Origin of the sequence: Lactococcus sp. (genome assembly GCF_036648155.1) — a bacterium.
GTDB classification, from domain to species: domain Bacteria; phylum Bacillota; class Bacilli; order Lactobacillales; family Streptococcaceae; genus Lactococcus; species Lactococcus cremoris.
This window is the reverse complement of the sequence record NZ_JAVXIY010000004.1, coordinates 64,675-84,269: the sequence shown is the minus strand read 5'-3', so window position 1 is coordinate 84,269 and position 19,595 is coordinate 64,675. Positions and strand designations below refer to the sequence as shown.

The 19,595-nt window shown below is 36.5% G+C and carries 17 protein-coding genes and 1 tRNA gene; all 18 read right to left on the bottom strand.

Annotated elements, in window-relative coordinates; translation table 11 throughout:
* Position 1 precedes the first annotated feature (1 nt).
* Positions 2 to 271 carry a 30S ribosomal protein S15 gene (gene rpsO / locus RSC39_RS05210; protein WP_010906184.1) on the bottom strand — a complete coding sequence of 90 codons (270 nt, stop codon included), beginning with the start codon at positions 269 to 271 and terminating at the stop codon, positions 2 to 4.
* A 167-nt stretch (positions 272 to 438) separates the two neighbouring features.
* On the bottom strand, positions 439 to 2,310 hold the full coding sequence (pknB, locus tag RSC39_RS05205) for a Stk1 family PASTA domain-containing Ser/Thr kinase (RefSeq protein ID WP_332535615.1): 1,872 nt from the start codon (positions 2,308 to 2,310) through the stop codon (positions 439 to 441).
* Positions 2,310 to 3,086 carry a Stp1/IreP family PP2C-type Ser/Thr phosphatase gene (locus RSC39_RS05200; protein ID WP_063282078.1) on the bottom strand — a complete coding sequence of 259 codons (777 nt, stop codon included), beginning with the start codon at positions 3,084 to 3,086 and terminating at the stop codon, positions 2,310 to 2,312. Before RSC39_RS05200 ends, pknB begins: the two co-directional genes overlap by 1 nt.
* A gap of 131 nt (positions 3,087 to 3,217) precedes the next feature.
* Entirely contained in the window at positions 3,218 to 4,492 is a 1,275-nt protein-coding gene (rsmB, locus tag RSC39_RS05195) for a 16S rRNA (cytosine(967)-C(5))-methyltransferase RsmB (protein ID WP_332535612.1), read from the bottom strand.
* A 245-nt stretch (positions 4,493 to 4,737) separates the two neighbouring features.
* Positions 4,738 to 4,798, bottom strand: a tRNA-OTHER gene (locus RSC39_RS05190).
* A 747-nt stretch (positions 4,799 to 5,545) separates the two neighbouring features.
* Positions 5,546 to 5,689: a hypothetical protein gene (locus RSC39_RS05185; RefSeq protein ID WP_182407466.1), complete on the bottom strand. Its 144-nt coding sequence runs from the start codon at positions 5,687 to 5,689 to the stop codon at positions 5,546 to 5,548.
* Positions 5,690 to 5,765: 76 nt separating this feature from the next.
* The gene (locus RSC39_RS05180) at positions 5,766 to 6,320 is read right to left on the bottom strand and encodes a PBECR4 domain-containing protein (protein WP_332535607.1); all 555 of its coding nucleotides are present in this window, start codon (positions 6,318 to 6,320) and stop codon (positions 5,766 to 5,768) included.
* A 436-nt stretch (positions 6,321 to 6,756) separates the two neighbouring features.
* Positions 6,757 to 6,906: a hypothetical protein gene (locus RSC39_RS05175; protein WP_160321621.1), complete on the bottom strand. Its 150-nt coding sequence runs from the start codon at positions 6,904 to 6,906 to the stop codon at positions 6,757 to 6,759.
* Between the two features lie 134 nt (positions 6,907 to 7,040).
* On the bottom strand, positions 7,041 to 7,958 hold the full coding sequence (locus tag RSC39_RS05170; RefSeq protein ID WP_332535604.1) for a GH25 family lysozyme: 918 nt from the start codon (positions 7,956 to 7,958) through the stop codon (positions 7,041 to 7,043).
* Between the two features lie 9 nt (positions 7,959 to 7,967).
* The gene (locus tag RSC39_RS05165) at positions 7,968 to 8,429 is read right to left on the bottom strand and encodes a phage holin (protein WP_259749482.1); all 462 of its coding nucleotides are present in this window, start codon (positions 8,427 to 8,429) and stop codon (positions 7,968 to 7,970) included.
* A 15-nt stretch (positions 8,430 to 8,444) separates the two neighbouring features.
* The gene (locus tag RSC39_RS05160; RefSeq protein ID WP_259749483.1) at positions 8,445 to 8,792 is read right to left on the bottom strand and encodes a hypothetical protein; all 348 of its coding nucleotides are present in this window, start codon (positions 8,790 to 8,792) and stop codon (positions 8,445 to 8,447) included.
* Positions 8,793 to 8,804: 12 nt separating this feature from the next.
* The gene (locus RSC39_RS05155; protein WP_332535599.1) at positions 8,805 to 9,041 is read right to left on the bottom strand and encodes a hypothetical protein; all 237 of its coding nucleotides are present in this window, start codon (positions 9,039 to 9,041) and stop codon (positions 8,805 to 8,807) included.
* A gap of 8 nt (positions 9,042 to 9,049) precedes the next feature.
* On the bottom strand, positions 9,050 to 11,062 hold the full coding sequence (locus RSC39_RS05150; RefSeq protein ID WP_332535597.1) for a hypothetical protein: 2,013 nt from the start codon (positions 11,060 to 11,062) through the stop codon (positions 9,050 to 9,052).
* Positions 11,040 to 11,213 (bottom strand): hypothetical protein, encoded by a 174-nt coding sequence (locus RSC39_RS05145; protein ID WP_023189746.1) that lies wholly within the window; start codon positions 11,211 to 11,213, stop codon positions 11,040 to 11,042. Before RSC39_RS05145 ends, RSC39_RS05150 begins: the two co-directional genes overlap by 23 nt.
* Entirely contained in the window at positions 11,213 to 12,334 is a 1,122-nt protein-coding gene (locus RSC39_RS05140; protein ID WP_332535595.1) for a hypothetical protein, read from the bottom strand. The genes RSC39_RS05145 and RSC39_RS05140 overlap by 1 nt, the downstream gene beginning before the upstream one ends.
* Positions 12,335 to 12,349: 15 nt before the next feature.
* Entirely contained in the window at positions 12,350 to 14,131 is a 1,782-nt protein-coding gene (locus RSC39_RS05135) for a hypothetical protein (RefSeq protein ID WP_332535593.1), read from the bottom strand.
* On the bottom strand, positions 14,131 to 15,666 hold the full coding sequence (locus RSC39_RS05130) for a distal tail protein Dit (protein WP_332535591.1): 1,536 nt from the start codon (positions 15,664 to 15,666) through the stop codon (positions 14,131 to 14,133). The genes RSC39_RS05135 and RSC39_RS05130 overlap by 1 nt, the downstream gene beginning before the upstream one ends.
* Positions 15,663 to 19,526 (bottom strand): phage tail tape measure protein, encoded by a 3,864-nt coding sequence (locus RSC39_RS05125; protein WP_332535589.1) that lies wholly within the window; start codon positions 19,524 to 19,526, stop codon positions 15,663 to 15,665. The genes RSC39_RS05130 and RSC39_RS05125 overlap by 4 nt, the downstream gene beginning before the upstream one ends.
* Between the last annotated feature and the right edge of the window lie 69 nt (positions 19,527 to 19,595).

Below are 19,595 nucleotides of genomic sequence, written 5' to 3'. Positions count from 1 at the left end.
ATTAACGACGAAGTCCCAATGAAGCGATAAGTTCACGGTAACGTTGAACGTCTTTTCCACGAAGGTATCCAAGAAGGTTACGACGGTGACCAATTTTTTTCATCAAACCACGTTGAGTTGCGTGGTCTTTTTTATGAGATTTGATGTGGTCGTTAAGGTGGTTAATTTCCCAAGTCAATACAGCGATTTGTACTTCAGGTGAACCAGTATCGCCTTCTTTACGAGCGTATTGAGCGATGATTTCTTGTTTTTTTTCTTTTGAAATTGCCATGAGTTTTTCTCCTTTATTTGTATTGCCCAGTCCGAGTGACAGCTTGGCAAGCATGAAACCAAGAACGGGTTGTAAAAAACTACTCTACCATGATACACTTTTTTGACTGATTTTACAAGCTATTAGAAATAAAAAGAACCAGGAATACAATCTGATTCTTTTTAACTCTAATTGTTCGATGTTGTTGAACTTGAGGAAGATGATCCTGATCCTTCCGTCGTTGAACTTGAGGAGGATGAAGTCGTTGTTGAATTTGAAGTTGACGATGATTTAGAAGTTGAAGTTTCCGATGTGGAAACTTGTTCTGAGGAAGATTGTTCAACTGCTTGAGTCACTTTCACAACAATTGGTGTATCTGGTGAAACTTCCTTACCAACTTCTGGAGTGACTCCAAAGACCCAACCTGTCGTGCTACCTGGTGTGTTAATATAGCTCAAGGTAACATTTGTAAATCCAGCATTTGTCAAAATTGCCTTATAACTTTCAGCATCTTGATTAGCATAAGGTGGAATTGAAATTTGCTTACCACTTGAAACTTCAAAGGTAATCTTTTCACTGCCGGTGGTATCAAACTTCTCACCCTTTTTAGGAGTTTGTTTAATGATGGTACCCACTGGATAAGAGTCACTAGAAACAGCTTTCTGATTGACTTGACTCTCATCAATACCATAGTCTTTGAGAAGACTTGCCATCGCATCATCAATCTTTTCACCAACAAAGTCTTTCATTTTGATAATATTTTCATTTCCAGATGAAACGTAAATATCAACAGAACTTTTAGACCTTACGGTAGCTCCACTTGCTGGATCAGTTTTAATCACTTTACCTTCGGCAACGGTTGTGCTTTGTTGTTTATGAACCGTTCCCACCTTAAGATCAGCTGCTTTAATCTTTTTCTTCGCTTGATCCAATGTTAAGTTATTAGTCACATTAGGAACCTTAACATTTGTCGGTGTAGAAACAGCCCATGCAAAGGCTCCACCACCAATGACAAGAAGGAGAACAACAAGACTAATAATCAATCCTTTTTTAGATTTTTTATTTTTATTCTTATTGTTTTCTGTAGTTGATGATTCTGATTGCGCTTTTTCCTGATCATCTGTTTTCTTATCAATCAAAGGCTTAGTATCATAGGGATTAATTAGATTGGCAGGCATGATTTTTGTTTCATCATGGTCCTTGTTGAAAACTAATTTTTCTTCCCCACGTCGATCAAGACTAGTCGAAGTAGCGACATCTGTCATCATTTCTTCAACATCAGCATATCGATTGTTGATATCTTTTGCTGTTGCTTTGATGACGACATTTTCCAATGCTTGCGGAACTTCTGGGTTGAGATTTATGATGCTTGGAATATTTTCTTGGAAATGTTTGAGGGCAATTGCTACGGCTGAATCCCCATCAAAAGGTATTTGACCTGTTAAAAGCTCAAATAAAATAATCCCAATGGCATAAATGTCTGATTGTACAGTAGCATTTGAACCACGCGCTTGTTCAGGTGATAGATAATGAACCGATCCAAACATTGTATTTGTTTGAGTGAGTGAAGTTTCAGAAAGGGCTTTGGCAATTCCGAAATCTGTTACTTTTACTGTTCCACTACTTGAAACTAAAACATTTTGTGGTTTTAAATCCCGGTGAATTATTCCATGTGAATGAGCCATATCCATTGCTGATAGAATTTCTGTAATAATTTCAATGGCTTCATCATTAGCTAGAGGAGCATTTTGGTTGATGTATTGTTTGAGCGTCATACCATCAACAAATTCCATTACAATGTATTGTTGACTTTCGAATTCACCGACGTCAGAAATACCTACGATATTCGGATGAGAGAGTTCCGCCATCGCAAAAGCTTCTCTTTGAAAACGAGCGATTGCAATGTCATCATTTTCAAAATTAGAACGAAGTACTTTAATCGCAACTTTTCGATCACCAAGGAAAGTATCTTCTCCTTGGTAAACATTCGCCATTCCCCCACGTCCGATTTCTTTGATAATCCGATAACGATCGGCAAAGATTTTACCGATTTGAATCATCAACTAACCTCCTGTGCTTGTGTTTCGGCTTCTGATGTTTCTTCAAACTTAATCAAAACAACAGTAATGTTATCAAGTCCTCCATGTTCATTAGCTAACCGAATCAAAGCCTCGGATTTATTATCTAAAGTCAAATCTTCTCGTTCTAAAACTCCCATAATTTCAGTGGTTGAAACCATGTTTGTCAATCCGTCAGAGTTCATTAAAATGATATCTCCAGCTTGAAGTTCTAAAGCTTGAATATCCGCTTGAACTTCATTAGTCTGACCAAGTGAGCGAGTAATGATATTTTTGTTAGGATGAACTTCAGCTTCTTCTTCAGTAATTTGTCCTGCGTCTACAAGCTCTTGAACTAAAGAATGGTCTGTTGTTATTTTATTTAACTCACCATCACGCATCAAATAAGTACGACTGTCTCCCACATGGGCGGATACAAGTGTATTTCCTTTTATAACTAGAGCTTCAAGAGTCGTCCCCATTCCTTGATATTCATCAAGTTTACCAAGACTCGCAATATTTTCATTTTCATTGCGTATTTGATTTCTAAGCCAAATCTCAAGAGTTGCTTCTGGTGTTCCCGCATCAAAAAATGTCTCTGACCAAAGTTTGCCGAGATCTTCCACGGTAAGTTTACTTGCGACATTACCTGCTTTGTGTCCACCCATACCATCAGCTAATAAAAAGAGCTGATAACCGGCACGGTTGACATAAGTCCCAGCATAGTCTTGATTAGTACTACGTTTTGAACCGATATCTGATAAAATACTATATTCCACTTTTTCTCCTTAACAAGAATAAAGTTTTATTTTTAGGTCTAAAAATTACTGATAGAGTTTAAAAATTTTCGAGAAAAATGATTTTTCCTCAAAAATTAAAGAAACTCAAGAACAAAAGATTTGTCAGTAAATTATTCACCTATTTTCTTAAATTTCGCGATGAAGAATCCGTCTGTATGATACATTTCTGGAGTAATGAAAAGACATCCCTCTTTAATCACTTCTGGTTTTTCATTTGAAATTTCAACTTGTTCAAAATTAGAATGACTTTCAAGAAATTGACGGACTACGTCAAAATTCTCTTCATCAAAAATTGTACAAGTACTGTATACCATTATACCACTTTTTTTCAGGCTTTTCGAGGCGCTGTTTAGAATTTCTAATTGAATTTTTTGTAAATCTATGAAATCCGAACTTTCTTTCCGGTAACGGATATCTGGTTTACGGCGAATTAATCCAATTCCTGAACATGGAGCATCGACTAGAATTCGATCAAATTTTTCTGGACCAAAATTCTCATAAATCATTGTCGCATCAGCTTTTTGAGTGGTAATTTTATCCGCAACATGCTGACGTTGTGCATTTTGATTAATTAAATCAAGTTTATGCTCGTATAAATCCAATGCCGTGATATGACCAGTTGTCAAATATTGAGCCATATGTGTGCTTTTGCCACCTGGGGCAGCACAGGCATCAAGAACTTCTTCTGTTCCTTCTAATTCAAGTTGAGGAGCAACTAATTGACTTGTTTCATCTTGAATCGTAATTCTTCCAGTTTGAAACTCTTCTGTAATTGAAAAATTTCCACTGTCAGCAATTAATGCTGTTTCTGTCAGTAAAGACGGACGAGTCCCAGCAATTTCTACAGTTGGATCAATTTTTCGTAAGCTCACATGACTTGGTTTTTCAAGACTTTCGAGGATTTCTCCTGTTCTTTTCCCACCGAATTGGCGAACCATTTTATCCAATAACAGTTTTGGCATTGAATATTTAGTTTCCCAATCTTTAGGTTCTTCATTTCTGTGCTCAGAACGCATAAAGTTTCTTAAAACAGCATTAATAAAATTAGCTGTTGCTTGTCCATCATGTCGTTTAGCAATTTTTACAGCTTCATCAACTGCTGCCGAAGTAGGCACCTTATCCATAAATAGGACTTGATAAATTGTGAGTAATAAAAGCATTTTAGCCCAAGGTTTAGGCTCTTTTTTTAATAAAGGAGTAATGTACCACTCTAATAAAGCTTTTTTAGAAACTACACCGTAAACAAGGGCTGTTACAAAGCCTTTATCCACTGTGGATAGTTCAGAATCTCGCAAATTTCGATCCAATGAAATATTTGCATAGGCATCATTACCAAAAATATCATTTAGTACATCGAGTGCGGTTTGTCTTGCATTTTTTGTCATAGAGCTATTATGACATACTGTGTCAATAAATGTCAATAGATACCGCTAAACCTTGTTTTAGGGGATATATGCAAATTATTGTACTAATGAATACCTATGAGTTACATCTAAAACGTAACTAAAAACGTAACTAATTTTTGTCGGGCAAGAGGCTGTATATCTTAGATATACAGTTTTTTTATTTTAATTAACGTAACTAAAAAACTCCTTTGGGAGTTTCTACTGTTATATGTACCTTTTTATTATGGTTCTTGCTGGACTCGAACCAGCGACCGAACGGTTAGCTACCAACTGAGCTAAAGAACCAAAATATACGCATTAATCGTACACTCCGTATCACAGTCTAGTACTGCAATCCTCTCACTAATATTATACCATATTTTGCGACCATCAAAAATGAGGGTCACAGACATTCAACCCGCATAATACCAAATATTGCTGAGGTCAGCAATAATGTAAACCCATGGAATTCGACGGGTTTGGATTTAATTTGGAAAATAAAGATGTGCGAATCTACGGACGATTAAATCGCTATATAGAAATGTTTCTTGCTTTTTTACGGACGATTAGGTTTAATTCGGAAAACAAAAAAAGCCACTCCGAAGAGCAGCTTAAATCTAGAAAGGAGATGAAATCCCATAATCATCCCGAATACATTATAACATATTATTATTGACAATTGTTCATAAAATTGATAATATTATAAAAGTTATTGCAAGTTAATCTAGTTTTATACTATATTATTCATACCTTGCTCTAATCACTTTTCGGCACTGGCTTATGCTAGTGCTTTTTTATATAAAAAATGCCTCATAAGGGGGAGGAGGCATTTAAGAAAAATTTTATAACGAGCTTCTCATGGATGAAGAAAACTCTAGGAATAAAATATCAGGATAATTTATTATAGCGCTATCATTATTCTTTGTCAATAAAAAAGCGCCCCAGTTAGGAGAGGGACGCTCGGAGTAAACTTTATGAAAAAAGTATTTTTGGAATATAAAAATTATATAACTTTCCATTTCCGTTGTAAAGAAAAACGCCCTAGAGCCAGTATTATTTCTTTTTCCTGTAATCAAAAGCAAGACCAAATAACAATCCGATACCAATACCCATAGCTAAGTTATGAAAAATAATCCCAAATGCCACTCCTAAGCACAAACCTGTTTCGATTCCTAATCTATCGCTACCTTTTTTCATAAGCTTTTCCTCTCTTTACGAAAATTATATCATAATAACGGCAAAAGAAAAACGCCCCGGAGGGCGAGTGATATACTTAAAGGACTTTAATAGTCTCTTTAGTAATTTTATTAATAGAAATAATTTCTTCAATTTTTACACCAAGATTAATACCATCACTTCTTTTCCTTAGATCAATAGCGCTCTGAGGAAAATACTGAACTAAATTATTTTTATTTCCTAGACCTATTGCAAGTATTAATTTATTAGTTCTCATGGCTTTATCAAAACAGGCACTTTGCAATTCAAAACCATTTAATAAATAACCATTACCATTAAAAATTTCTACAAACTCATGCATAACTTGTAACTTATTAAAAGTATAATTCTGAATTAAAAAATCATCTACCGTTAAAGTACGTTTACGAAGGTTTTTCCATAATTGATTATTTCCATAACAGTACTTCAATCCTAACAAATGAAATAGGCTATTCTTTTCGAAACATACTACAACTTTTTCTTCTCCAGCTTTGATGTGAATATCGTTTCCTGCAAGTTTTTCCGAATAAAAATCACTAATTTCATATATAAACTTCAAATTCTTATGCAGTCTCACTAAATCTTTTGTGCTTGGTTTTCTATAACCGCTCATTAAAATTCTCCAAAAAAAGCCCACCCTGTACAACGCAAGGTGGACTCGTATATAGTCAGCTTTTTATTATGGTGCCTGCCACCCTATTTTATTGAAAACATTCAATAAACAAATATCACAAGTTTTATTATGGTGCCTGCCACCCTATTTTATTTTATCTATAAATTAGATAAAATAAACAATCTTACATGGTATGCCAACTACACAACTACAACACAACGACACAACAACAGACAAGGTTAGACGACTTTTCCTGATTTGTTCGTTAAATTAATTATAACATTATTATTATTCGTGTCAAGCGAAAAAGTTCGGCTAAACATTATATCATATCTTTTCATACAAACCGTATCGATTATTAAAAAGTAACATTCGAGAAAGTTTTCTGTAAAATATACCTCTATTCTAAAAAAACACCCGCCGAAGCGGGGTTAATTTATTTTCTATACCTAAAGTAACTCATTGCACTGAAGCTCAACCCGATACAAATACCAAGCGCCATATTATGAATGATATAGCCGTAAGATAATCCTATAAATAGCCCTAAAACAACACCTATTACTGCCTTCTTTTTCAAATTTTTCATAAATCTCATCCTATTCCGTGTATGATAATAATCTCGATTATATTATATAACAGTTAGAGCAATTATAAAATCGTACTAAAGTATGATTTTTGAAATAGACATAATAAAATCCCTGACCGAAGTCAGGGTTAGTTTTATTTCCAAGCAACTTCCACTGTTTTTTGATTGATTGCTTGCATGAAACGAACATACCATGGAGCATCTGTTCGCCAATCATAATGTTTCATCTCTTTTCCTGTTGTGTCTTTATAGATTTGATGGATAATTTTGAGTTGGTCTCCATTAGATAAAGCAACTATTTTATTTCCATCGTAATAATAAACCGTGCCTTGAGATTTATTAGTTTTTGCATCAATAATTTTATAGGTAAATTTCATAAGGTCATCATCCTCCAATTGTGAATTAGTATTTGAGTTATTGTTATTTTGTGGTGTAGAATTTCCGCCAGCTAATTCTTTCCATTGAGCAGAATTAATATAAGCAAGATTTAAATCAAGCTGTCCGTTCCAGTTCATTAAAGTTCCTGATGAGCTGTACTGATGAATCGCTGCTGAACTCCAAGCGCCATATCCTTGACCATCTGACCAAGGGGCAGATTGATAGCCTGTAGGACTTGTTGAAGCATATTGAGCAACCCACAAAGCGTTAGTATTTGAAAGAGTGCTCCAATTAAATTGACGAGTAACTTCAGCTGACATGTAAATCATTGGATTGATGCCAGTTTTTTCTTTTACACGATTCAAAAATTGACGAGCACCAACATTTCCCCATGCATTAATTGCCCCAGCTTCAAAGTCTAAGACCAGAACTGCTTTACCAATATAGTCTTTAACAACGCTGATAAAGAAGTCTGCCTCCGCAATTGGATTGCCAGTACTAGCGAAATGATAGAAGCCGAGTAACTTACCGGCTTGAGTGGTTTGTCCAGCTTGTTCTTTCCAAGTTGGATTTATATAATTCGTTCCCTCAGTAACTTTAATAAATACAAAGTCAGAAGGAACAATTCCAGCATTCAATTCTGCTTGATAACTGGAAATGTCATATCCATTCATAATAGCCCCCTATTCTTCAGTGAGTCCTTCTGTTCCATTAATAATTGGTTCTACAAGATTAGACAGTTCTTCAGCGTTAGTAGAAATAGTATCTGCTGTTTTAGATACTGATTGAGCAACTTCAGATGTAGCTTGTGCAACATCTTTAATTGTTTTAGCTGGATCAGCAGTAAAATTCTTTTTCAACTGAGCCAAAGAAGCTTCAATTTGAGCTTCAATTTGTGCTGGATTGGTTTTAATTTTAAGTTTCTTAGCTTCTCCTGTCACATAATTAATAGCTTCAGATAATTTTTCAGGGTTATCTGTATAGTTTTTTTGTACCCAACTTACTGCCTGGTTCGCCAATTTAGCTAAAGCGTCAATGTTTTTTACATTGCTATGTTTTTTAGCAGCCTGTGAAATGAAGTAAGAGACTACAGAGCCAGCTACTGTTAAGATACCGCTAAAGATTGTCATTAAATTTTGATCCATTTTATTTTTCCTCTTTTATCTAATTAATTTTATAACTTCCATGATAATCGTATATATGAAAGCCGAAGCTCCACCAATTCCGAAAATTAGTTTCCAAAAGTTTGTTTTATCAAGCAGCTTCAACTGAAACTGATGTTCATCTGAGCTTTCGTTGCCTTTGATGACGGCTTGCAATATTTGCGCATTCTGCTCGGATTGACGAGTATTCTGTTCTCTTAAAAAGCGATTTGATTCATCCACACGAGTCAGACCGTCATTCATTTGCTTTTGCATTTCAACCGACATATCATTAAGCCGAGATAACTCTTTGTCATGCTGTTTAAGCTTATCCTCGTGTTGCTCCACAAGTTGTTCTAATTCCATAACCCCTGCTTTCTATTCTTTACTAGCTTCAAAATCAGCCAACAAAGCTTTAGACTGATTGACTGCTGAACTAACCAAATTAGCTAGGTCTTGAGCTGCTTCGGGCGTACCATGAAATATTGCTGCATCATTGATCATGAAATTTGCATTCATTGACCCGTTATCGAACGTAGTGAGAGTGAAATCCCCCACTTTTTTATCACTAACATAAATGTCAGTTGTTGTGTTTGTTTGGTTTACTTTTTCCATTTTCTCTCCTATCCTATTGGGAATGCGGCAAGTGCATTTGCTAGATTTCCTGTCGCCGAGACATTTGACTTACATTGGAAGAATAGTCCTCCACTTCTCGAGACATAAAATCCCCAAACTGAAGCATTACCGAAAGCAGTTGTTACCTTATTAACAGAAGGAATTGCACTACTTCCAGTTGGAAGTTGAGCGCATTGATACCAATTATTAGCAGTCATTGCTGGGACACCCAAAGCAGAAACTGAAAAATAGGCAACGCCATTTTGTACTGAAAACTGAATTGAACCACCGTTAAATCCTCCTGTGGGAGTCAAACTCGTCCAAGGAACATCAGTTGATAATTTTGTTCCTTGTGGGGTGAGTTGAGCATAATTTCCGGCATTGTCATTGGTAAATAAACCTTGAAAATTTACACCAACTCCTCTGTTATCGCCTGTTGAGCGGTTCAAATAAGCCATTGCTAAACCTTGTTCAGGATCTAAAGTAATGCTGTTTAAAATATCAGATGCACTATCATCCTTAGAGATTGAAATATGATTATCTTTAATTTCAGTAGAGGTTGTAACTAGACCATTAGTTGTTGTGCTTATGAACTCACCATCAGTAATTTTTAGATTATTTCCATTTATATTATGTACATTTATTTCGCTTAATATCCAGTTAGTTCCTGACCAATAATATTCGGTACCAGATAATATAACTGTTCCATCACTAGCTGTAAGGTCTGTTGTTCCTGAATATTTCCAAGTCAAGCCTTTAAAACGTGTAGTTGGCTCAGTGTCTGAAACGACTTTACCGGGATTACCGTCTACGCCAGAAGGACCAGTTGGACCAGTATTTCCCATTTTAGCTACTGAATAACCTGTTTCACTGGTATTGTCCGTGTACGTCCATAATGTCTTAGTCCAGAGATAACTACCTGCAGCAACTGTCGGAATTGTGGAAGTCCAACCACTAGATGGTGCCGTTGTTCCACTCGTTGAGCCTGCATAGGTAATGGTCGTAGTTTTGATACCGACACCATCTTTACCTGCTACACCATTAGTACCATTGTTACCATTTGTACCCATGTAAGCTACAGCATATCCAGTTTCTGTAGTGTTATCTGTATACGTCCAGATGGTGCGTGTCCACAGAAAACTCCCTTTAGCCACACTAGGGACACTAGTTGACCATGTACCAGTTGGAGCAGTGGTGCCATTAGTGCTTGCTTGATAAGTGATTGCAGTGGCTTTAATCCCCTTACCATCCTTACCTGCTAATCCGTCTTTACCATCTGCCCCAGGTTTTCCGTCATCCCCTCGCATCAGACTCCAAATGTAATTGGACGGATTAGTGTTGTCAGCTTGCGTAAAGTCTGTGTACTGACCGATGTATCGTGGCCAGTCAGCAGTTGTGACTTCACTAGCTGATGGCATGTGTGGAGTAGCGACGGAACCTTCTTCTACTTTAGGTTTTTTAAGATTAATTTCGCTTCCAGTTATTCCAGAACGGATAAAGAATTGAACATTCTTATCTGGAATAACAGTTGCAGATGTCACTGTGAAAGCATATAATTTCCACTCATTAGTTAAATCAATTCTTAAGGCTCCAGATGATGGCAATGATGTCCAAGAGCTGTAAGCAAAAACAATATGTTCGCCGCTACCTTTTGCTAAAAAACTAAAAGTATATTGCGTATTAGGTAAAATGTTAAGATTTGGTGCATTGGTAAATGTGTTGTCAGGTTTTAATAAAGCTCTAAACCAATCCTGTGACTGTCCATCTGTTTTTACAAATTTCAAGTAACTTTCATTATTTTCAACCAATATAGTTGACGCTTGTGATGTTATAGAAGTGGTTAGATTACTTCCTTGTTTATTTTTATTATTAAACTCTTTGCTATCAGTCAACAGATTCAAATTCGGATAAACAGTAGTGAAACCATCCGTGCCGTCAGCGCTGTTGGCATAGGCTATGTGAGTTGTTGTTCCATCATTAACGTTACTTACGGTGAGGCTATTGCTTGCTACTATCGTCATCAGTTACCTCCGCCCAAATTTCAATAATTGGAGTGGAGATACCGTAAGTCCGCCAGATTTGTTCAATCACATCACTTGCGCTTGTTGCTTCAAAGCTAACTTGTGTGATTTCTCCCCCAAGTTCAATATTGGCATAAAATGTACTTTTCATTATTGATTCACCTCGCATGTATATTGAGCTTTGACATTGATATCAGTCGCCGCAACACTAATTGTTTTACCAGTTTTATATTGATTGCCTGTACCGCCAAAATTGGCATTTAATACGCCATTTTGATTACGTTGAGACCATTTATAAGTATAGGTTGTTCCAGCTGTATCAATTTCAGCACCAGATTGAAATACTCGGCAAGTAAGTGTTGTTGTACCAGAACCGTTTTTAAAAATGCTACCTGCTGTACTATCAATCGTACAAGTTAATGGGTCTGTATAATCAAGAAGAGTACATATACCACTAACTGCAGTTCCTGCTGTACCACCTGCTTGGTCAATAACAACTGCCTTAAAGCTTTGCGAGTTTGTAACAGCCGTTGGTAGAACTGTTAGTATCCCTTGAGAAGTTGTATTTGTACCAGCAGTTACATTTGGTGTTTGACCAGTTGTAGATGAAGTACATAAATGCCAACCTAATCCAAGGTTTGAGTTATAGCCAGTTGAACCAGTTGTAGTTACAGTACTATCTGCATAACCGAAGAATATTTGCTTGTTTCCTGCAGAAAGTTGCCCTCCTTTATATAAATCAGCGTTAACTGTTAAGCTTGCAGGCATAGAATTGTAGAACGCTCCACCATTTCCAGCATAAACATTCGCAAGAACAGCTGATTTAGCAAGTTGTACAACAGTTAAATCTAAAACAGCTGAGAATGGAACATTTAAGCCTGTATTAGGGTCAACCCATAATCCAGAAGCGGTGAATCGTGATGCTGAGTTAGCAATTGGGACATTGACTTTTGTTGTCAACACACTATTTGAAGTTCCGCTCATATATTGAGTATCAGTATTAGTGGTTGAAGAGATAGTTGTTGTTGTTGTTCCATCTGCTCGTGTCCAAGTAATAGTTCCAGAAATCCCACTAACAACAGAAGTTGTACTCCCTGCTTTAGTAAGGTTGAGCGTTAAAACTTGTGGAGTAGTCGCATAACTTGGTGACCATGTTTGAGCTGTTGCATCATAAGTTTGAGTAGTCACCCCACTCGCTGTGATGAAAGCGTTGAGTTGCATCCCATCTGATAAATCTGTGATTGTGATTTGTCCACTTGAGACAATTGACATATTTTATTCCTCCTATTAATTAAGTGGTTCTGCAGTGCAATCAAATGTAGCTCTCTGCCAAACATCACTATTTGTGATTGTAATTGATTTTCGACTTGTCTGATGGGCAAGATTCCAAGCAATATCTACCGTTCCATCAGAGTTAGTTTTAGACCATATATAAGCAAATTTTGTACCATCACTATCAATTTCTTTATTATTTTGATAAAGTATCGCAGTGAAAGTTGTATTAATGATATTATTTTTAAATTGATAGCCATTAGATGAATCAATAACTAGATTAATCGGGCTAGTTCCATCATCCACATTAGTGATAGTGACCGACTGACTTGCGACTACTTTACCCGCAACCATTGCTTTAAAGCTATAAACTGCCTTATTCGCAACTCCGCTGGCATCCACAGTGATTTCTTGAACGTTTGCGACAACCGTTCCATCTTTCGACCATTCGTAGCTATCCGCAATTGTTTCTTTGTCATCTGACCCAAAATAAACATGAGCACCTAGAGTTGTAGTTCCGGTCCCATTTTTAAACTGAGTCCCATTTGTAGAAGTAATGTCCGAACGATAAGGTGTATTATCTTTGATTAATTGGGATAATCGTGCTTCCAAATCATCAGAAATCCCACTTTCCAATTCTACGTAATTACTAAATATCAGTTTATTATTAGAAGGGTTAGAAAAACTTATTTCTAATTCTGAAACACGAGCTTGAAGAATCAATCCTCCTGTTTGAATGTTGAAATTTTCGTCTTGAATTCGAACAGTATCGCCAATGGATAGGGATTGCCCATCTCCGACACTTTGACTAATTAAACGACTGCTCGCATTGACTTCATAGGTGACTAATGAATAAGCGTATTTCTTAAACTGACTCAGTGCATAGCCCCACATATCATTTACATTTTTATATTCAGTCTCAAAGTCTTTACGAATCCAAATATCACGACTTACTGATTGAATTTGAGAAGGGTACAACTCCGCAGATATTGGCGCATAGGCTGTATCATCTCCTTTTCGTTTATAAAACTCTTCCTTTCCATCTTCATTCTTAACTGACCACTCTGAATTTTTCCAACTTAATCCATCAGCTCCTTTGACAGTTGTAGCATTGAATATCTGTGTTCTATCAATTGCTCTACGAACCTCTGATATATTCTTTCCAAAATATAGGGTGACATCATTACGCCATGTCCCTACACCTTGAATGTTTACTCCATCATTGGCTTTATAAATATTAAGAATGATACTCTTTAACGTGCCGTCATCATTCAAATTTGTTACAAACTCAAACTCTGCATCAAAGTTGCCGATAACAGATAAAAGTCGGGCAAGTTTGGATTCTTGTCCATCATAACTAATGGTTCGTGTAAGGTCAGAAACCTCATTAATCCCAAGAGAGATTTGACTATAAGAAATTAATCCCATTGTGTCAAAGTACCATTTAATATTGTGATTGGAAGTATTAACTAAAGGATTAGCTTGTTCGTTTCTTAGTTCAAGGTTCAAAGTGGCACAATTCAATGTGATAATATCATCTGTTTCTTCTAAAGTTAGAACACTAAAAACTTGGTCCACACCTTCAAAAGTGAAACTGATGTATGCCTGATCGTTCAAAAACTGACAATAGTCTTGTATAAATCCGTTTTTAAATTTATTGACTGAGAAATTAAAAGTGGATGCCCCTTCTGCTAAATAGCGGTGCCAAGCATCATTAAAGAAAGAAGGAATACCTGGGACTTCATTACTTAAGAAGCCAACTTTATTCATTTGATTATCATGAATTGTAATCTGCATTATAAAAAATGTTCCTTCCATTGGATTTCGATTTGAGGAGGAGTAGAATTCCATGACGATTGATAAATATCAAGCTCACTTTCTCCTGGAGGAAGTGAGAAAAATTCTGAACCTGTAACTAGCTCATTATTTGAAGCAATTCCATCCTTTATTAATTTTCCGTTCTGCATATCTAATTCCATAACTGAACCAGCTTGATACCTATTTGGTAAATCATGCCAAACATTTACTTTATCTTTTCTACAAAGGAATCTACGGAGTGATAATTCCCCAAAAAACTTATCTGAATTTGTAAAGTTACCAATAAAGATATAGACTCTCTCAATCGGTATGTTTTCTAATTCTGGAACATTAATCGTTTGTCTGCTGCCTTTCCAATAAAAACCCAAACTTGCTCCTTGTTTGACAAAATCAGCTGAACCAGTTTTACTATTAAACATTGTATTGTTTAAAGGGTCTTTAACGTGTTCTCCGTCATTCGTTTGAAAAACAATTGATTTCCACTCTTTAGGGTGATCCCCACCAATCCAGAACTTCGCTTCTCCTTTATTACCTGTTTTATCACCTTTCACAACCCCATATCCAGCAATGAATTTATCATTAGAATCTGTAAACATAATTTGAAGTATTCCGGTCTGTCCATTTTGCAATGCGTGGACAAAAATATTAAACCATGCATAAAAATTAACTGCCCCTTTATCACCGTTTGAGTCTGGTGGGATATCGAAAGAAAGCATCCCCCCTCGGTGAGAACTCGCAGTAGATGTACTAGGGGTTATAAGTCTTAATCCATCTTTTAAATAACCAATTTTTCCTGTTGTATCGCATGTAAGACCCACTGAATCCATTTGAGGGTTTACTTTACCAGTTGCATCTACAAAATCACTGAATTGCAAGTCATTATCGGTTGTATATAGAACTTCGCTTTCAGGAACAGTTTCTCCATCCGCCTCATCTCTTTTACCAATCTCTAAAATACCATTCTCATTTACAAGCCCAAGATAGCCATTTTCATGAACATTAGTAATTTTAATTTGTGGGAAAGTTTCAAGAGTTCCTTGATTATTGATTTGAACTTTTGTCGAACCGTCAGCATTATGAGTAATTGTTCCAAGCTCGCCTCCTGAATTAGATTCATTCAAAACTTTAGTATCGACCGACTCAGCTTCTCCAGATGGCACGAGAAAATTTAATGACCCAGAATCCAAATCAAAACTTTGTTCACCGTCAGGAAGGGCTAACCAAACTTTATTTGGTTCATCCTCAAATATTAATTCAATAGGAACTTTAGTATTAATCAGACTAGCCAGTTTTTCTTTATTATGATTAATATCACTAAAGAATATTCCCTTTAAAATATAATCAAACGAAATTCCTTTTGACCCCCTTGAGTTATAAAGAAAATCAACGCCATTGCCTTGTTTTTCCGTCGAATTCTCCCAAGTTGAACCAATATTTCTTTTAATATTTGTCACAGAATCAAAAAAGCTTGATAAATCAGTACCACCATAGGTAATTTTCATTACTTTCTTCATATGCTTTTCCCTTTCATTAGATTTGCCATTCTATTTTTTTGATTTTGCTTATCAGTAATTTTATTAGTAACTTTGTCTAAATCCAAGTAAGCTTCAATTGGACGGTTCCCTAAAATCTGTAAAGCACTAATAACATCTTTATTTGTACCACTTGAAGCTATCGTTTCCAATACTCTTAAAATGGCGCTAAGTTGATTACTGTTGTCAACACCTGGTGTATTAACTACTAGCTGCTGTTGCACAGCTCGCATATCTCTAAATATTTTCGCATTAGCTGGAATTCCACCAGTACCATCGGCATATTTAGGGATAAGCTGAGCTGTTTTACTGGCTTTCAAAACGCTCGAACCCCTAGGTAAGTTTAAAACGACATCTCGACCTTCGGGAATGAAGCTTTGGCCTGTTGGCAAAGTAATCAATTCCTTATATAGCGAACCTTTTTGGTCATTAACCATTGCGAGTCCGCCTTGGTGGTAATTAGTACCTGTAGCATGTTTGGTTATTTTTTCATATATTTCTTGAAAAATATTTTTATGAGTGGTAGTTAAAGTTGTATTCTTCTCTTTAGGTAAACTATCAATAGCTTTTTGAGCTTTAGAAACTCCATCTCCTGTAAGATTTTGAGCAAGAAGTTTTTGCTGTTTAGGAGATAATGAATTCCATTGAGTAATCGCATCGGCCGCGCCTTTTTTCTTACTTAATACATCCGCATTGTTCGCGAACATTTTCTTAACGTTTTCTGGCATGGCATCCCACGCTTTTAAAGCACTTGCGGCTGCCCCTTTTTTGTTTTGGAAATCTTTATCGTTACCAAGAAGTTTTTTAACATTTTCTGGCATAGAGTTCCATGAAGCCATACTGCCTTTACCACTCGTGATAGCTTGTAAAGCTGGGTTATTATTGACAACTAATTGCTTTTGTTCTGGAGTCATTTGATTCCATTGCCCATTGGCAATTAAAGCCTCTGCAATTTTGATTCGAGCGTTTGTAGAAAGATTGGCATTCTTCAAGATGAACTGCATATTGTCCCAACCACCTTTAGCATTCAACGCTTCCGCAATTGCTTTTGGTGCATCTGTTGTCATTTTACCTGTCTTAGGGTCTAAAATAATACCATTCCAAGAATCATTTGCTTTTTTAGCATCCGCACTCATTTTTGTGGTGTATTGTGCGATTAAATTACCAGTATCACCGAATGCCTTTGAGCCTTTATCTCCACTTTTACCAACATTTGACATAACTTGATCATAATCTAATCCAAATTTTTTAAAGTCATCTTTTAACTGTTGTTGATTTTTTTGAATGATTGCCCTTTGACGTTCAATTTTATGAGCACCACCTTGGAGATTATCGATTTCTCGCTGTTGCTGTTCAGCTTTAACTTTCACGTACTCTTCGCCATATTTTTCCATGGTATCATTGTGAGATTTTTCAAGTGCTTGAGTTTTTTTATTATACTCATCAGCTTTTAATGCACCAGATGCCTTAGCAGAATCTAAAGAAGCTTGTCCTGTTTTATAAGTTTTGATTTCTTCTTGCATCATTTTACTGATTCCTGCACTTGATTGTTTAAGCGCATCATCATTCATAGATTTAAGATCACCACTAAATACTTTCATTACTTCTTTGGCTTTATTCCCTGTAATTCCGTAATTTTTAATGGTAGTTTCAATTAACTTTTGTTGGTTGCTCTCTACAATGGAACGCTCAGCATCGGTGATAGCACGATGAGCATTTGCTGCATTTTGATAAATCGCTGTGGTTTGATTGGTGATTGATTGCACATTTGCTTTTTGTTGTTCTAAACCAGCTTTTGCATCATTAACTTGTTTGTCAGTCAGGCCTGCTGTTTCAGCTCCTTTAGTTAGTGCCTTTTCTGTTTCTGTGATTGATTCACTCGCTACAGTACCTAAATCACTTATTGCCTGTTTCACATTTCCGATAGCTGGGCTTCCCTGAACATCAAACTGAATCGCTGCATCTTTAACAGCCACAAATTTTTGATTAAGCGTATCTAATTTCCCGCTCGCTTCAGTACCAACAACTGTTCCCCATTTAGAAACCTCTTTTTGTTGCTCGCGTAATCCTTCTGTAAGCTTCCAAATAACTAATCCTAAGCCAGCTGCACCTAATGCACCAATAGCAATCATTGACGCCGGCCCCATTCCTGCCAATACAGCTGATAGTCCACCTACTTCTGTAGCGGCACCAGTTGCGCCAGTTGCTATTCCTTTAAGCGCGAGTTCTCCAGCTCCTTTTGCTCCAAGCTTAGCCAGACCACCAGTCACTCCCGAAAGAATACTTGTTAATCCACTCAAAGCTTTCGCTGTTGGAGCAACTGCGGCCGCTGCTATTGCCATTTTAATGATGAATTGTTGAGTTTCTGGGCTTAATTTTGAAAACGAGCCTGCCAAATTATCTATTTCTTTAACAACTGGAATGATTGAAGGTAGGAGCTTTTGACCTAAATTAATTGATAAAACTTCCAAAGTCGCTTTAGCTTTATTAAAAGCATTCTTATCAGAATTGTTCATTTGGTCTGCGAGTTTTTTAGTATAACCAGTCGCATTTTGTGTTTCTTTAGTTAAGTTGCGTAATGCATTGCCACCCTGGTCAATCAAGATATTCATTCCTGTTTGAGCTTCTGTACCAAATGCTTTAGCAACTAATGAACTTTTTTCAGCGTCTGTCATACCTTCGGTATGTTTTTTGATGGTATCGAGCATATCAGGTAAACCGATATTTCCTTTTTTCCACTCATCGATATTAATGCCAAGTTCTTCAAAAGCTGCCGAAGATTGTTTAGTAGGTTTTAACAAGCGAGATAAAGCACCACGTAATGAGGTACCAGCTTTTTCACCTTCGATACCATTATTTGAAAGTAAACCAATTGCAGATGAAGTTTCTTCAAGATTCATCCCTAACGAATGAGCAACGGGTCCAACATATTCCATTGCCACACCCATGTCTTCAAAACCTGCAGATGTTTTATTGGCTACAAATGTCAAACTATCCGTTACACGTTGGGTATTTTTCATCATGGATGCTGTATCTTCAGTCTTCAAGCCAAACTGTTCTAGAATAGCAGTTGATGCAGACATTACTGTTCCGAAATCTTCCCCTGATGCTCTTGAGGCATCTAATACTGCTGGCATAGCCCCAACGGTTTGATTAAAATCATAACCGCGCTTAATCATTTCTTCCATACCATCATTGATAGATGAGGTATCGATACCGTATTGTCTAGCCCATTGTTTGGATTTGCTGGATAATACATCCATATTTTGGGCTAATTGCTTTGGCGAAGTATCATCAGCTAGCAACGCTTGAATTTCAGTCATCTTACCATTGAAATTGGTTGCTGCTTGAATTCCTTTCGCAAAAGCGGCTGTAATTCCTACTGTGACTGGTGCAGTTTTCCTAGAAACTGTGTCTAGCCCTCCACTTATCTTTTCAAAACCGGATGATAGTTTAGGTAAAATAGAAGTTTGTTTATATTGTTCAATTGCTGCATTTTTTAATTGGGCTTGATATTGTGCTAATTGGGCATTTGCTCGAGAAATCTGGTTCGCGTAATTTTGAGTACTGGAAGTTGCTTTTCCATCTACTAGTGAGCCTGAATATGATTTTTTCAATAAATCAAGCTGTTCCTTTTGCTTAGCAATTGATTTATTCAAAACTTCCATTGGACTTCTAACTCCATCAACACCTTTACCAAATGTTGAAAAGGAGGTTTGAGAAGTTTTTAAATCATTTTTTAAAGCAGCTAGTTGCTTGTTAACGCCAGTAATGCCTTTTGAAAAGCTGGAATCATCAAACCCCATTTCAATTATCATTTTCCCTAAAGGTGTATCTGCCATTACTTTCTCCTTGAACTTTTATTCTTAATTCAAGGATAAACAAAAAACGCCCTTAAAAAGTAGCGTTTT